13 protein-coding genes are annotated in these 15,232 nt (G+C 74.6%); all 13 read right to left on the reverse strand.

Going from position 1 to position 15,232, the window contains the following annotated elements:
* Positions 1-364: 364 nt before the first annotated feature.
* Positions 365-1,162 (reverse strand): cell division protein FtsQ/DivIB, encoded by a 798-nt coding sequence (locus ABD948_RS17790; RefSeq protein WP_345268346.1) that lies wholly within the window; start codon positions 1,160-1,162, stop codon positions 365-367.
* Entirely contained in the window at positions 1,159-2,550 is a 1,392-nt protein-coding gene (gene murC, locus ABD948_RS17795; RefSeq protein ID WP_345268349.1) for a UDP-N-acetylmuramate--L-alanine ligase, read from the reverse strand. Before murC ends, ABD948_RS17790 begins: the two co-directional genes overlap by 4 nt.
* On the reverse strand, positions 2,547-3,656 hold the full coding sequence (gene murG, locus ABD948_RS17800; protein ID WP_345268351.1) for an undecaprenyldiphospho-muramoylpentapeptide beta-N-acetylglucosaminyltransferase: 1,110 nt from the start codon (positions 3,654-3,656) through the stop codon (positions 2,547-2,549). The genes murC and murG overlap by 4 nt, the downstream gene beginning before the upstream one ends.
* Positions 3,653-4,930, reverse strand: coding sequence for a putative lipid II flippase FtsW (gene ftsW / locus ABD948_RS17805; protein WP_345268353.1), 1,278 nt, complete (start codon positions 4,928-4,930; stop codon positions 3,653-3,655). Before ftsW ends, murG begins: the two co-directional genes overlap by 4 nt.
* Positions 4,931-4,983: 53 nt before the next feature.
* On the reverse strand, positions 4,984-6,474 hold the full coding sequence (murD, locus tag ABD948_RS17810; protein WP_345268355.1) for a UDP-N-acetylmuramoyl-L-alanine--D-glutamate ligase: 1,491 nt from the start codon (positions 6,472-6,474) through the stop codon (positions 4,984-4,986).
* The gene (gene mraY, locus ABD948_RS17815; protein WP_345268357.1) at positions 6,456-7,541 is read right to left on the reverse strand and encodes a phospho-N-acetylmuramoyl-pentapeptide-transferase; all 1,086 of its coding nucleotides are present in this window, start codon (positions 7,539-7,541) and stop codon (positions 6,456-6,458) included. The genes murD and mraY overlap by 19 nt, the downstream gene beginning before the upstream one ends.
* Positions 7,538-8,980, reverse strand: coding sequence for a UDP-N-acetylmuramoyl-tripeptide--D-alanyl-D-alanine ligase (locus tag ABD948_RS17820; RefSeq protein WP_345268359.1), 1,443 nt, complete (start codon positions 8,978-8,980; stop codon positions 7,538-7,540). The genes mraY and ABD948_RS17820 overlap by 4 nt, the downstream gene beginning before the upstream one ends.
* Positions 8,977-10,512 carry a UDP-N-acetylmuramoyl-L-alanyl-D-glutamate--2,6-diaminopimelate ligase gene (locus ABD948_RS17825; RefSeq protein ID WP_345268361.1) on the reverse strand — a complete coding sequence of 512 codons (1,536 nt, stop codon included), beginning with the start codon at positions 10,510-10,512 and terminating at the stop codon, positions 8,977-8,979. Before ABD948_RS17825 ends, ABD948_RS17820 begins: the two co-directional genes overlap by 4 nt.
* 26 nt (positions 10,513-10,538) lie before the next feature.
* On the reverse strand, positions 10,539-12,380 hold the full coding sequence (locus tag ABD948_RS17830) for a peptidoglycan D,D-transpeptidase FtsI family protein (protein ID WP_345268363.1): 1,842 nt from the start codon (positions 12,378-12,380) through the stop codon (positions 10,539-10,541).
* Between the two features lie 15 nt (positions 12,381-12,395).
* Positions 12,396-13,085: a cell division protein FtsL gene (gene ftsL, locus ABD948_RS17835; RefSeq protein WP_345268365.1), complete on the reverse strand. Its 690-nt coding sequence runs from the start codon at positions 13,083-13,085 to the stop codon at positions 12,396-12,398.
* Complete coding sequence (gene rsmH, locus ABD948_RS17840; RefSeq protein ID WP_345268367.1) at positions 13,082-14,092, reverse strand: 16S rRNA (cytosine(1402)-N(4))-methyltransferase RsmH; 1,011 nt, start codon at positions 14,090-14,092, stop codon at positions 13,082-13,084. The genes ftsL and rsmH overlap by 4 nt, the downstream gene beginning before the upstream one ends.
* A 1-nt stretch (position 14,093) precedes the next feature.
* Positions 14,094-14,249, reverse strand: coding sequence for a hypothetical protein (locus ABD948_RS17845; RefSeq protein ID WP_345268369.1), 156 nt, complete (start codon positions 14,247-14,249; stop codon positions 14,094-14,096).
* A 365-nt stretch (positions 14,250-14,614) separates the two neighbouring features.
* Positions 14,615-15,031, reverse strand: a complete 417-nt coding sequence (mraZ, locus tag ABD948_RS17850; protein WP_345268371.1) for a division/cell wall cluster transcriptional repressor MraZ — start codon at positions 15,029-15,031, stop codon at positions 14,615-14,617.
* Between the last annotated feature and the right edge of the window lie 201 nt (positions 15,032-15,232).

Here is a 15,232-nt window from a genome sequence, read left to right on the forward strand (position 1 = left end):
CCTCAGGCTGAGGGTTATAGTTATGTCAACCTCGTCGTGGTGACGACAGTAGGTTCGCGCCGCGCCGGGATCGCGCAGACACGCCGGGGCGGCCTGCCGGCAGTGGGGTCACTGTGGTGACTGTCCCGTGGTGGGTGTGCCCGCGCCGGTAGCACGACCGGCGCTGGGGCGGCGGCGGAGCCGCTACCCCTACGTGCCGCCCCGAGCCGTCCGGCTCGAATGCAAGGCTCGCAGGTCTTGGATCGGCGAAGCCGACCGCGGAGCGGGCGGAGCGCAGCGGAGCAATTCGACGGCGAGAGTCGGACGGCTACGCGGCGCGGGCCACACCAACCCGATGACACCGACCCGCTGACAACCCGCGGGCTCAGCGCGGCGAGGTGACCGGGGCGCCGGGGACGCTGACGTCGTAGACCGGCCCGGGCCGGCTGAGCAGGTCGGCGAGCACCTCGGCCTTGAGGTCGGAGCGCTCGCTGCTCCCCCACCGCACGACACGCTCGTCGCGCAGCACGAGGCTGATCTGGTCGATGCTCTCCACCTCCAGGTGGTCGACCATCGCGAGGAGCCCCGGCTCGAGGGAGGCGGCCACGGTGGCGGCCTCGCGCCGGGCGTCGCCGCTGGTGCCCGAGGCGCTCTCGACGCGGGGCAGGTCGCCCGGGGGGCGGTCGTAGGAGCCGAAGATGACGCCCTCGGCGTCGAGGGAGCGCAGCTCGGTGCCCACCGAGATGACCGCCACCGGCTCGCGCTCGGTGATCGTGACCGCGACCGTGTGCGGCCACTCGCGCCGCACCTCGACGTCGCGCACCGCCGCGAGCGAGCGCACCCGGACCTCGACGGCCTCGAGGTCCACGACGGCCAGCTGCTCCCCGAGCGGGACGCGCGCGGCGGCGAGCACCTGCTCCGAGGTCAGGTCGCCGGTGCCGGCGACGTCGACCTGCTCGGCGCGCAGCCAGGGCGAGAAGTAGACGGCGTAGACGCCACCGCCCACCAGGAGCACCAGCACCAGCACGGCCACCACGTAGCGCCAGGTCAACCAGCGGCGCGCCCACTGACGCCGCGCGAACCGCCGCCGGCTGCGGGCCGTGCCGGTCGTCGCCGTCCGGCCGGCAGGTTTGCGGGCGGGCTTGCGGGGAGCTCGGGCGCGGTCGCGGTCCAGGAGCGTCATCGGGCCTCCAACAGCCTGAGCACGTGCGGGCCGACCTCGGTGACGCTGCCGGCACCGAGGGTCAGCACCAGGTCGCCGGGTCGTGCCCGGTCGGCGACGACCGCCGGCGCCGCGGCCAGGTCGGGCTCGAAGCGCACCCGCTCCCCCCCGGCGTCATCCCTGGCGGCGTCGAGCCGAGCGCGGGCCGCGCCGGCCACGAGCGCACCGGTGACGGCGGGATCCGCGACCTCACGGGCGAGGTAGACGTCGAGCACCACGACCTCGTCGGCGGCGGCGAGCTCCTCGCCCATCGCGACGCCGAAGATGCGGGTGCGCGAGACCAGGTGGGGCTGGAAGACGACCAGCAGCCGCCCCTCCCCCGCCAGCGCGCGCGCCGCCTCCAGGTCGCCGCGGATCTCGGAGGGGTGGTGCGCGTAGCTGTCGTAGACGCGCACGCCGTCGGCCTCGCCCTTGAGCTCCATCCGGCGACGCGTGCCGGTGTAGGCGCCCAGACCTCGCAGCAGGTCGGCGCGGGGGTGGCCCAGCGCCTCGCCCGCGGCCAGCGCCGCCAGCGCGTCGGCCAGGTAGTGCGCCCCCGGTGCCCACAGCGTGGTGCCCTCCAGCGCCTCGGGGCCGAGGTCGGCACTCACGCCGGGGCGGGCGGAGACCGTGACCACGCGGCGGCCGGCGGCGCGCTGGCGCTCGGCCAGGGCCGCGGCGCCGGCGTCGTCGACGCAGCAGACCAGGAAGCCGTCGGGGTCGAGGCCGTCGGCGAACTCCTCGAAGGCCGCGGCGTAGGCCTCGGGGGTGCCCCACTGGTCGAGGTGGTCGGCGTCGACGTTGGTGACGATCGCGGCGTGGCAGTCGTAGACGAGGAACGCGCCGTCGCTCTCGTCGGCCTCGACGACGAAGTCGGGTCCGGCGCCCACCGCGGCGTTGACACCAGTGGCCGCGAGGTCGCCGCCGATGGCGTAGGTGGGGTCGGCGCCCGCGGCCTGCAGCGCGACGGTGAGCAACGAGGTGGTGGTGGTCTTGCCGTGCGTGCCCGCGACGGCGACGACGCGACGGCCGGGCATCAGCGAGGCCAGGGCCGCCGAGCGCGGCAGCACGGTGCGCCCGGCCTCGACCGCGGCGGTGTAGTCGGGGTTCTCCTCGGAGACCGCGGTGGAGACCACCAGCGTGTCGGCGTGCTGGACGTGGGCGGCGTCGTGCCCCAGGTGCACCTCGGCGCCCGCGGCGCGCAGCGAGGCGAGGGTGGCAGAGTCGGCGCCGTCGCAGCCGCTCACGGGCACGCCGCGACCCAGCATCAGCCGTGCGATGCCGGAGAGCCCGGCACCGCCGATGCCCACCAGGTGCACGCGCCCCAGCTGCTCGGCGGGGACGATGACGTCGGGGACGGGCACCCTCACGCGGTGCTCACCCCTGCGACCTCGGCGACGATGCGGGCGAGCCGCTCGTCGGCGTCGCGCGGGATCAGCCCGGCGGCGGCGGCGCCCATGGCCCGCAGCCGCTCGGCATCGGCGGCCAGCGGGACCACCTGCGCCACCACCAGCTCGGTGGTGAGCTCGGCGTCGGGGACGAGCAGCCCGCCCCCCGCCTCGACGACGGGACGGGCGTTGCGGGCCTGCTCTCCGTTGCCGATGGCCAGCGGCACGAACACCGCCGGCAGCCCGACGGCGGCGGCCTCGGTGACGCTGGAGGCACCGGCCCGGCACACGGCGAGGTCGGCCGCGGCGTAGGCGAGGTCCATCCGGTCGATGTAGTCGAGCACCACGTAGGGCGCACCGCTGCCCGTGCCGCCGGCCGCCCCCTCGCGCAGCACCGGCTCGGCACCGCCGTGCTTGCCCTGCGCGTGGAGCACCTGCACCCCGGCGGCGGCGAACGCCGCGGCTGCCGAGCTGACGGCCTGGTTGAGACGCCGGGCGCCCTGCGACCCGCCGGTGACGAGGACCGTGGGCCGCTCAGGGTCGAGCCCGAAGAACGCGCGCGCCTCGGCGCGGCGTGCGGCGCGGTCGAGGCCCGAGATCATCGTGCGGATGGGCAGGCCGACGTACTCCGCGTGCGGCAGCGGCGTGTCGGGGAAGCTGACGGCGACGCGGCGCGCGATGCGGGCCCCGGCCTTGTTGGCCAGTCCGGGCAGGGCGTTCTGCTCGTGCACCACCACCGGGAGGCGACGACGGCGCGCGGCGAGGTAGGCGGGCATCGAGACGTAGCCGCCGTAGCCGACGACGACGTCGGGCCGCACCCGCTCGAGCACCGCGTGGGTCTGGCGGACGGCGTCGCGCAGCCGGGCGGGGACCTTGGCCAGGTCGGCCCCGGGGCGGCGGGGCAGCGGCACGGGCGGCACCAGCTCGAGGGCGTAGCCGGCAGCGGGCACGACGGTGTTCTCGAGCCCGCGGGGCGTGCCGAGGCAGGTGATCTCGACGTCGGGGTGCAGCCGGCGCAGCGCGTCGGCCGTGGCGAGCAGCGGCGAGGTGTGCCCCGCGGTGCCCCCACCGGCGAGCAGGACCCTCATCGGCGCCCGACCCGACCGCCGGCCACCCCGCCGGACCGGGACCGCTTGCGTGCCGCGAGGGCGCGAGCGGCCGCCGGCTCACGTCGGGCGAAGCCGACCAGCAGCCCGAGGGCCGCCATCGTGGGCAGCAGGCTGGATCCGCCGTAGGAGACCAGGGGCAGCGGGATCCCGATGACCGGCAGCAGGGCCAGGACCATGCCCACGTTGACGATCATCTGACCCAGCAGCCACACCACGATGCCGAAGGTGGTGTAGCGCACGAAGGGGTTGGCGGTGGTGCGGGCGACGCGCAGCGCGGCGTAGGCGATGGTGAGGAAGAGGCCGACCACGAGCAGGGTGCCGGCCAGGCCGAGCTCCTCGCCGAGCACCGCGAAGATGTAGTCGGTGTGGGCCTCGGGCAGCGTGCCCCACTTCTGCTGGCTGGCGCCGATGCCCTCGCCGAACAGGCCGCCGCTGGAGATCGCGTAGAGGCCGTGGGCGGGCTGCCAGCCGGTGCCGGTGTAGTCCTGGAAGGGGTCGAGGAAGCCGGTGATGCGTCCGAGCCGCTCGCTGTCGGTGGTGGCCATGGCGAAGAAGGCGACGCCGACGACCGAGGTGACCAGCGCGAACAGGCGCAGCGGTGCCCCGACCACCCAGAGCATGCCGACGAGGATCGCGAACAGCACCAGGGCCGTGCCGAGGTCGCGGCCGGCGACCACCAGCCCGATCGCGAGCAGCATGCCGGGCACCACCGGCACCATCAGCTGGTGCAGGTTGCCCAGGCGACGGTCCTTGTTGGCGTAGATGTGGCCGGCCCAGATGACCAGCGAGAGCTTTGCGATCTCCGACGGCTGGATCTCGACGGGACCCACAGCGAGCCAGTTGGTGTTGCCGTTGCGTTCCACGCCGATCAGCGAGGTGAGCAGCAGCAGCACCAGGGAGACCGAGAACGCCGGGTAGGCCAGCCGGCGCACCCAGCGCTCGGTGACACGGCTGGCGATGAAGGCGGCGGGCAGCGCGAGGGCGACCCACAGCAGCTGGCGCTTGACGATGGCGTAGGAGTCGCCGATGCGCTCGTAGGCGTACACGCTGGAGCTGCTGAGCACCATGATCAGCCCGATCACGAGCAGCAGGGCGGCGGCGCCGAGCAGCAGGTAGTAGCTGGTCAGCGGGCGCTCGAGCGCGTGGCGCAACGCCGCGGTGTAGGTGCTGGTTCGCCAGCGTGAGGGGATCCGGTCGCGCGCAGGCGTCTGCGTGCTCGTCGTCCCGGTGCCGGGAGGGGCCACGAGGGTCATCTCGCCCGGTCCTCCGTCCCTGTCCAGTGCCGTCCGGTGCTGACCGGACCTGCTCAGTGCCGCTGCTGCACCGCCGCGGCGAACGCCTCGCCGCGGTGGGCGTAGTCGGTGAACTGGTCCATGGAGGCACACCCCGGCGCGAGGAGCACCGTGTCGCCGGGGGCGGCCATCCGCGCGGCCGCCTCGACGACCCGGGTCATCAGGTCGGGCACATCGACTACGCCCCCATCCTCGCGGGCCTCCACGAGGATCACGGGCACATCGGGCGCGTGTCGCGAGAGCGCCTGCGCCACGACCTCGTGGTCGCGACCCAGCAGCACGACCCCGCGCAGCCGCTCGCGCGCCGTGGCCACGAGGTCCTCGAAGCGCGCGCCCTTGGCCAGGCCGCCGGCGATCCAGACGACCGACTCGTAGGCGGAGAGCGAGGAGAGCGCGGCGTGGGGGTTGGTGGCCTTGGAGTCGTCGACCCAGGTGATGCCCTCGGCCTGCGCGACGACGGCGATCCGGTGGGCGTCGGGCGTGAACCCGCGCAGCCCGTCGCGCACCGCAGCCTGGCTGACGCCGTGGGCCCGGGCCAGCGCCGCGGCCGCCAGCGCGTTGGCGACGAAGTGCGGGGCGGGGCTGTAGAGCTCCCCCACCGTCACCAGCTCGGCGGCGCTGCTCTGGCGCTGCTCGATGAAGGCACGGTCGACCAGGATGTCCTCGACCAGCCCCACCATGCCGACGCCGGGCGTGCCGAGCGTGAAGCCCACCGCACGGGCGCCCTCGACGACGTCGGCGTCGCGCACCAGCTGCTCGGTGACCGGGTCGGCGACGTTGTAGACGCAGGCGCGGTGCACGGCGTGGTAGGCCCGGCCCTTGTCGGCGGCGTAGGCGTCGAAGGAGCCCCCGTACCAGTCCAGGTGGTCCTCGGCGAGGTTGAGCACCGCGGCGGACTCGGCCGACAGCGAGTCGGTGTAGTGCAGCTGGAAGCTGGAGAGCTCGACGGCGAGCACGTCGTAGGGGGCGGGGTCCATGACCGCCTCGACGACGGGCAGCCCCACGTTGCCGACGGCGATGCTGCGGCGGCCGTCGGCGCGCAGGATCGCGTCGAGCATCCGCACCGTCGTGGTCTTGCCGTTGGTGCCGGTGACCACGAGCCAGGGGGCCGGTGGCCCGTCGGGCCCGGGGTCGCGCAGGCGCCAGGCCAGCTCGACCTCGCCCCAGACCGGGACCCCGCGGGCGGCGGCCTGGGTGAGCAGCGGGCTGTCGGGGCGGAAGCCCGGCGAGGTGACGACGACGTCGATCCCCTCGGGCAGGGTGGCCGTCGCACCCTCGTGCAGGCGTACCCGGGCACCGAGGATCTCCAGCAGCTCGGCCTTCTCCAGCTGCTCCGGCGTGGCGGCGTCGGCCACCGCGGTGACGGTGGCGCCCAGGTGGGTGAGGTTGTCGGCGGCGGCGAACCCGGAGGCGCCGAAGCCGAGCACCAGGGCGCGCACGCCCTCCCAGCGAGCGTGGCGGTCGAGCGCGCCGACCTCGGTCGGCGTCACAGCCGCGCCACCCACTCGGCGTAGAAGACGCCGAGGCCGGTGGCGACGAAGAGGCCGGTGATGATCCAGAAGCGGATCACGACGGTGACCTGCTCCCAGCCGATCATCTCGAAGTGGTGGTGGATGGGGGCGATCCGGAAGATGCGTCTGCCGGTGCCCGTGAGGCGCTTGGTGGTCTTGAACCAGGTGACCTGCAGCATCACCGAGACGGTCTCGAGCACGAAGATGCCGCCGAGGATGATCAGCAGCAGCTCGGTGCGGGTGAGGATCGCGAAGCCGGCGAGCGCGCCACCCAGCGCCAGCGAGCCGGTGTCGCCCATGAAGATCTGGGCCGGCGAGGCGTTCCACCACAGGAAGCCGAAGCAGGCGCCGGTGATGGCCGCGGCGATGATCGCCAGGTCGAGCGGGTCGCGCACGTTGTAGCAGGAGGCGCTCGGGTCCTCCTGGCAGAACTGGTTGTTCTGCCAGATGTTGACCAGCGTGTAGGCGCCGAAGACCATCACGCTGGCACCGGTGGCCAGGCCGTCGAGCCCGTCGGCGAGGTTGACCGCGTTGCTGGTGGCCGTGACGATCAGCCAGATCAGCAGCAGCGCCAGGATCGTGGGCAGCACCAGCCAGTCGATCTCGCGCAGGAACGAGACCTTCTCCGAGGCCGGCGTGCGGCCGTTCTCGTCCTCCAGCCACGGCGAGAGCGCCAGCCAGCCGAACACGACGGCCACGAGCGTCTGGCCGACCATCTTGGCCTTGCTGCGCAGGCCCAGGCTGCGCTGCTTGTAGATCTTGATGAAGTCGTCGAGGAAGCCCACCAGGCCCATGCCGACGAAGACCAGGAGCAGCAGGAGCGCCGAGGCCGAGGGTGGGGTCCAGGTGATGACCTTGGCCGCGAAGTAGCCGACCACCGAGGCGATGATGATGACGACGCCGCCCATGGTGGGCGTGCCGCGCTTGGTGTGGTGGCTGGTGGGGCCGTCGTCGCGGATCTCCTGCCCGTAGCCCCAGCGGGTGAACAGCGTGATGGCCGACCGGGTGCCCAGCAGCGAGATGAGCAGCGAGATGCCGCCGCCGAAGAGGATCGCTCTCATGGCGTGGGGGCGTCTCCTTCCGGCAGGTCGGTGGGCGGGTCGTGGGGCGTGGTGATCAGCGCGTCCGCGAGGCGGTCGAGCTCGGCGCCCCGCGAGGCCTTGACCAGGACGACGTCAGAGCCCAGCGCATTCTCGCGCACCCAGGCCGTGGCGTCGTCCCGGCTCGCCGTGAGGATCGCCTCACCGGCCCAGCCGCCGGCCGCGCGGGCGCCCTCGGCGATGCCGCGGGCCTCCTCGCCCACCACCACCAGCACGTCGACGCCGCTCGCGGCCACCACCTCGCCGACCTCGTGGTGCCCGGCGTCGTGGTCGCCGCCCAGCTCGCGCATCACGCCGAGCACAGCCACGGTGCGGCGGCCTCGCCGCCGCCCGATCTCGCCGAGCGTGGCCAGCGCCGAGCGCATGGAGGCGGGGTTGGCGTTGTAGGCGTCGTTGACGACGAGCAGCCCGTCGGCGCGCTCGTGCAGCTCCATGCGCCACCGCGAGGCGGGCTCGGCGCCCGAGAGCGCGTGCGCCACCTGCTCCAGCCCGAGGCCGGCGGCACGCGCGAGGGTGGCCGCGGCCGCGGCGTTGGCGACCTGGTGGGCACCGCTGGCGCGCAGCCGCACCGGGTGCCACCGCTCCCCCGCGCCGGCCTCGCCGAGCAGGAAGGAGGCGCGGCCGAGGTCGTCGAGCTCGAGCTCGCGCCAGGTGACGTCGCCGCGCTCGCCGAAGGTGGCGACCCGGGCCGCGGTGCGTGGCGCCATCGCGGCCACCAGGTCGTCGTCGGCGTTGAGCACCGCGGTGCCCTCGGCGGGCAGCGCCTCGACGATCTCGCCCTTGGCGGCGGCGATCGCCTCGCGGCTGCCGAACTCGCCGATGTGGGCGGTGCCCACGTTGAGCACCGCGGCGATGCTCGGCGCCGCCAGCTCGCACAGGTAGCCGATGTGGCCGATCCCGCGGGCGCCCATCTCGACCACCAGGTGGCGGGTGGCGGGGGTGGCGCGCAGGACGGTGAGCGGCACACCGAGCTCGTTGTTGAGGTTGCCGGCGGTGGCCACCACCCCCTGGCCCTCGTTGTCCCGCGCGTCGTCCTCGGCGAGCACGTGCGCCAGGAAGTCCTTGGTCCCGGTCTTGCCCTGCGAGCCGGTCATCGCGAGCACGGTGGCCGGCAGCCGGTCCACGACGTGGCGCGCCAGGCGTCCGAGCGCCACCACGGGGTCGGTCACCACCACGGTGGGGGCCTGCGTGGGTCGGCTGCCGAGCACGGCGTGCGCGCCGTCGGCGTAGTCGTGACCGTCGACCCGCTCCCCCACGACGGCGACGAACAGTCCGCCGGGCACGGGGTTCCGGCTGTCGAGGTAGGCCTCGGCGTCGACGACCAGCCCGGCGTCACCGGACCCGGTGTGCACCTGACCCCCGACGACGGCGGCGAGCTCCTCGAGCCGCAGCGGGATCACAGCGAACCCCCGGCCGCCCCGAGCCCGTCGAGCGCCTGGCGCGCCACCTCGCGGTCGTCGAAGGGGTGCACCACGCCGTCGACCTCCTGTCCCGTCTCGTGACCCTTGCCGGCCACCAGCACCACGTCACCGGGCCGGGCGAGCGCGACCGCCTCGTGCACGGCGGCGCGCCGGTCACCGACCTCGCGCACCTCGGCGCCGCCCTCGACCCCGCGGGCGCCCTCGAGCACGGCCGCCCTGATGGTCGCGGGGTCCTCGGTGCGCGGGTTGTCGTCGGTGACGACGACGACGTCGGCCAGCCGGGCGGCGATCTCGCCCATGATGGGGCGCTTGCCGCGGTCGCGGTCGCCACCGGCACCCAGCACCACGACCACCCGGCCGGGCGTCACGGCCCGCAGCGTCGTCAGCACCGCCTCGACGGCGTCGGGCTTGTGCGCGTAGTCGACTAGCACCTCGAACCCCTCGCCGCGCCCGGCGAGCTCGAGCCGGCCAGGCACCTCGCTCGTCGCGAGACCGCGCACGAGGTCGTGGGCGTCGACGCCCGCGGTGACGCCGGCGGCGAGCGCGGCCAGGGCGTTGGAGACGTTGAACGCGCCGGGGAGCCTCACCAGCGCCCGCAGGTCCACGTCCTCCGGTCCTCGCACCCGGAACGAGGTGCCCCGGGGTCCGGGCTCCAGGTCGAGCGCCCGCCAGTCGGCGTCCCGGCCCTCGGCGGAGAACGTCGTCAGGGGCAGGCCGAGCGCGCGGACCTCGCCGGCCAGGCGCCGCCCGTGCTCGTCGTCGAGGTTCACCAGCGCCCGCCGGCAGCGCTCGGGGGTGAACAGCGAGGCCTTGGCGCGGTAGTACTCCTCCACGTCGGCGTGGAAGTCCAGGTGGTCGCGTCCGAGGTTGAGGAACACGGCGACGTCGAACACCACACCGTCGACGCGGCCGAGCACCAGGGCGTGGCTGGAGACCTCCATGGCGCACAGCGCCACCTCGCGCTCGCGCATCAGGCCCAGCAGGCCGTGCAGGTCGGGGGCCTCCGGGGTGGTGAGGGAGGTCGCGATGTCCTCGCCGGCCACCCGGGTACCGACGGTGCCGACGACGGCGGCGCGGTGCCCGGTCTGCGTCAGCGCGGCCTCGAGCAGCCGGGTGGTGGTGGTCTTGCCCTGCGTGCCCGTGACGCCGACGGTGGTCATGGCGGCGGCTGGCTCCCCGTACACGTGGGCCGAGAGCCGGCCCAGCACACCGCGCGGCTCCTCGACGACGAGCAGCGGCACCTCGGCGTCGACGCGACCGGCGCCGTCGGGGTCGGTCAGCACGGCGACGGCGCCCTGGGCCACGGCGTCGTCCGCGAAGTCCGCACCGTGGGCCCGCGCGCCGGGCAGCGCCGCGTACAGGTCGCCGGCCCGCACCCGCCGGGTGCTGAGCGTGACGCCGGTGATCTCCGGGTCGCTGCCGAGCCGCTCCGTGAGCGGGGTGAGGTGCTCCCCCGCCCACCGGGCGAGGTCGCTCAGCCGGGTGGCAGGGGGCTGGCTGGGACGAGGCACCGGACGATCATGGACTATCGCGGGGGTCACCACTCCACGGGGAGCCGCGAGGGCTCGGTGCCCGTGGGGGGCACCTGGTAGCGACGCAGGGCGAAGCCCATGAGCTTGGCGAAGGCCGGTCCGGCGACCGAGCCGCCGCCGCCGTCGCGGGGGTTCTGCACCACCACGTAGACGGTGAACCGCGGCTCGTCGGCGGGGGCGAACCCGGCGAAGGAGACGGTGGTGGAGCCGTCGTAGCACTGGCACTCGGTGCTCACGCGCTGCGCCGTGCCGGTCTTGCCCGCCACGCGGTAGCCGGGCACCGCGGCGCCGGGCGCGACGCCGTCCTCGGGGTCGAGCACGCGCTCCATCATCAGCGCGGTCTGCCGCGCTGCCTGGGGGCTCAGCACCTCGCGCCGCGTCGCGGTCTCGGTGCCCACCTCCTGGCCGTCGTCGGTGGTGGCGCGGCCCTCCACGAGGCTGGGGTCGACCCGGACGCCGCCGTTGGCGATGGTGTTGACCGCGGCGGCCATCTGCAGCGCGTTGACCGACACCGACTGGCCGAAGGCGACGCGGTCCTCGGTCTGGCTGGTCCACATGCTCCCCGACGGCAGGATGCCGGCCGCCTCGCCGAGCACACCGACGTCGGTGCGCTCGCCGAGGCCGAAGCGCTGCAGGTAGGCGCGCATCTCGCCCTCGCGGAAGAGGTCGGTGGCCTTGACCGTGCCGATGTTGGAGGACTTGGCCAGCACCCCGGCCAACGTCAGGCGGATGGTGCCGTGGTCGAACCAGTCGCCGATCGGGCTGTCCTGGCGCATCAGCACCGGCGGCACCGTGATCCGCGTGCGCGGGGTGACCCGGCCGGCGTCGACGAGCGCGCCGAGGGTCAGCACCTTCTGTACCGAGCCGGGCTCGTACACCTCGGTCATCGCGGCGGACTGGAACAGCTCCTCGGGCGACTCCAGCGGGTGGGCGGCGTCGTAGGTGGGCACGTCGGGCAGCGCCAGCACCTCGCCTGTGCGGCTGTCCATGACGACGGCGAACGCCGACTCGGCGCCGTACTGCCGCACCGTCTGGGCCAGCACCCGCTGGGCGTACCACTGCAGGTCGCGGTCGATGGTGGTGACCAGGTCGTTGCCGTCGACGGCCTCGGTGATCGTGGAGTCGCCGAGCGGGATCCGGGTGCCGCTCGCGGCCTGGTAGGTGGCCTCGCCGTCACGCCCTCCGAGGTAGCGGTCGAAGGTGTCCTCGAAGCCGGCCAGGGGCTTGGCCGCACCCGACTTGGTGGGGGTGCCGAGGAAGCCCACCAGGTTGGCGGCGACGTCGCCCGCGGGGTAGCTGCGGGCGGGGTCGGCACGGGTCTCCAGACCGTCGAAGCCGCGCGCCTCGGCGGCGTCGACGACGGCGGTGGCCGTCGCGGCGGGCACCTGGCGGGCGATGTACTGGAACATCGTGTCGTCACGGCGCAGCCGGTCGAGGGTGCGGAAGTAGTCGGCGCCCAGCCGGATCGAGAGGAACTTGGCCAGCGCGGGCGCGGTCGGCGCCGTCAGCTGCGGGTTGGCCACCACCATCAGGCCGTCGACGGCGTCAGCCAGCGGCTCACCGTTGCGGTCGAGGATCTCGCCGCGGTCGGCGGGCAGCACGACCGTGACCTGGCCCTCCGCGGCCGCCATCTGCGCGTAGTCCTGCGGGTCGAGGCCCTGCAGCTGCACCAGGCGTGCCATGAACACCGAGAGCACCATGGCGATCAGCAGGAAGCCCACCTTGAGGCGGAGCGCCGGCGAACCGCGCAGCGAGCCGCGGCGGGGCCGGGCGGGGCGGGCCGGACGGCGCGCGTCACGGCGCGGACGGAGCCCGGTCCGGGGCTGGCGGGGCGGGTGAGCGCGCAACGGGGGGTCTCCTGGTCAGCGGGCGGGGCGCTGGCTCTGCTGGTTCTGCTGTGACTGCTGGTTCGCACGGGGCTGCTGTGACTGCTGGGACCTGTTTCTACCGTCTCGGGCGCCCTCCCGCGCGTCGCCGCGCCCGTCGCGGACCCGGCTCTCGGGTGCTCGGGTGCCCGACGGCGCCGGGGGCGTCGTCGAGGCGGCGTCGGGAGCCCGCACCGGCGGCGGGTCGAAGGCGGCCGGGCGGGCGATCGGGGGCGGCTCCACCGGCAGGGCGTCCTCCGGCGAGGCCGGTGTGCAGACGCCCTCCACGGGCGCGCCACCGAGCGGCAGGAAGCACGGGGCCGCGGGGATGACCATGCCGCGGCGGGCCGCGGTGCGCGCCAGGCGCTGCGGGTCGCGCAGACCCTCCAGCTGGCTGCGCAGCTCCTGCTCGCGCGCGTCGAGCGTGCGCGCCTGCTGCTCCAGCGACGACGCGGCGAACGAAGCCTGCTGCATCGAGGTGTTGAACAGCAGCAGACCCACCACGCCGCCCACCAGCAGCATGCTCACCAGGACGACGAAGGGCAGCCGCGGCGTGGCGGCCCGCGCGGGCCGCGCCACCACGCGCAGGCGGGCCCGCTCCACGGCGTCGCCGGCAAGGCGGGGCAGGCGCCCGCGCAGCTGGGCGCTGCCGGGCGGGTCGAGCGAGCGGAGGGGGCTGCTGCTCATCGTGCGGCTCCTTTGCCGGGGGTCTGGCCGTGGGTCTGGCCGTGCGGGGGGTGGGGGCGTGCGGAAGGTCGGATCCGTTCGAGGGCGCGCAGGCGCACCGAGGCGGCACGGGGGTTGTGCGCCACCTCGGCCTCGTCGGCCTGCTCGGCACCCCGGGTGACGGCCTTGAAGGCGGGCTCGGCGCCCTCGGGCACGAACGGCAGGTCCTCGGGCACGTCGAGACGGGTGGCGGCGGTGAAGGCGCGCTTGACCAGCCGGTCCTCCAGGGAGTGGTAGGACTCCACGACCACGCGACCCCCGACGCCGATCGCCTCGATGGCGGCCGGCAGCGCGCGGCGCAGCACCGCCAGCTCGTCGTTGACCTCCATGCGCAGCGCCTGGAAGGTGCGCTTGGCCGGGTGTCCGCCGGTGCGGCGCGCGGGTGCCGGGATGACGTCGTAGAGCAGGTCGACCAGCGGGCCGGAGGTGGTCCACGGCTCCTCGGCGCGCCGGCGCACCACCGCTGCCGCGATCCGGGAGGCGAAGCGCTCCTCGCCGTACTCGCGCAGCACCCGGGCCAGGTCGCGCGCCTCGTAGGTGTTCAGGACGTCGGCGGCGGTGGGGCCGGCGCTGCCGTCCATGCGCATGTCCAGCGGGGCGTCCTGGGCGTAGGCGAAGCCGCGCTCGCGCTCGTCGAGCTGCAGCGAGGAGACGCCGAGGTCGAACAGCACGCCCTGCACGTGGGTCAGGCCCTCGCGCTCGAGCACCTCGGGGATCTCGTCGTAGGTGGCGTGGTGGGCGGTGAACCGCTCGCCGACGCCGGCCAGGCGGCGCCGGGAGAGGTCGAGCGCCTGCGGGTCGCGGTCGATGCCGACGACGCGGGCGGTGGGGCAGCGCTCGAGCACGGCCTCGGTGTGCCCGCCCAGGCCCAGGGTCGCGTCGACCAGGACGCTGCCCTCGGGCTCGAGGGCCGGTGCGAGCAGCGCGACCACCCGGTCGATCAGGACCGGGACGTGGGAGGCGCTCACCTCAGCGGCCCAGCGTGGTGAGGGCGAGGACCCCCAGGGCCAACCCGAGCGAGCAGGCGGCGGAGAACGCCATCACCAGCGCCGCGTCGCGGGCCTGGTGGCGCACCCGGGGCTGCGCCGACGGCGGTGCCTCGATACGTGCGCGGACGGTGCTCATCTGCTCGACCCCTGATCGCGTGGCGCGGTGGACGGGAGGGTGGTGCTCGGTGCTGCTGGGTGCTGCTGGGTGCTGCTCGGTGGTGCCGGGTGGTGCCGGGTGGTGCCGGGTGGTGCCGGGTGGTGCCGGGTGGTGCTGGGTGATCCGCCGGGCCAGGTCCCTGCCCGCTCCCCCTGGGGACACAGGGGATGGGGTCCGTCGAGGGAAGTGCTCCGTCTGGTGCCGGGGAAGGTGCCCCAGAAGGAACGTCGACGCTGGTGAGCGGGGCAGAGGCCTCGCCCGGCGGATCGTGTGGAGTTGTGGCTGGTGCTGGCTGGTGCTGGCTGGTGCTGGCTGGTGCTGGCTGGTGCTGGCTGGTGCGGTGGCTACTCGTCGTCGAGCTCGGCGAAGGCGGCCAGCTCGGCCTCCTGGTAGTCCCGCCAGCTCGTGGGGTTCCAGATCTCGAACCGGTCGCGCACGCCGATGACGACGACCTCGCGCTCCAGCGAGGCGTACTCGCGCAGCACGGCCGGGATGCCGATGCGGCCCTGCTTGTCGGGCACGACCTCGTCACCGCCGGAGAAGAGCATCCGGGCGTAGGCGCGGGCGCCCTTGTTCGTCAGGGGCTGCTCGGCCTGGCGCTCGGACTCGCGGTCGAAGACCTCGGGAGGCCAGACCACGAGGCAGTGCTCCTGACCTCGCGTCACCACGACCCCTTCCGCCAGCACGTCTCGGTACTTCGCCGGGAGGAAGAGGCGCCCCTTCTCGTCGAGCTTGGGGGTGAACGTGCCCATGAACCGCATCAGGCACCTCCTGCCCACCACTCAGGGGGTCTCTTGCTCCACTTTCCCCCACAGTACGCCACTTTCCCCCACCGTCAACCACATTCGGCCCCCTGGGGGCCCGTGTCGCCCCCGTGCCGCCGCGGTGTCGACCCGGCGCCGCCGCCGGTGCCGCCGCCGGTGCCGCCCCGCGGCGTCCACGAGGTCCCGGCCCAGCGGCTC

Origin of the sequence: Nocardioides nanhaiensis (assembly GCF_039542785.1) — a bacterium.
Classification (GTDB): domain Bacteria; phylum Actinomycetota; class Actinomycetes; order Propionibacteriales; family Nocardioidaceae; genus Nocardioides; species Nocardioides nanhaiensis.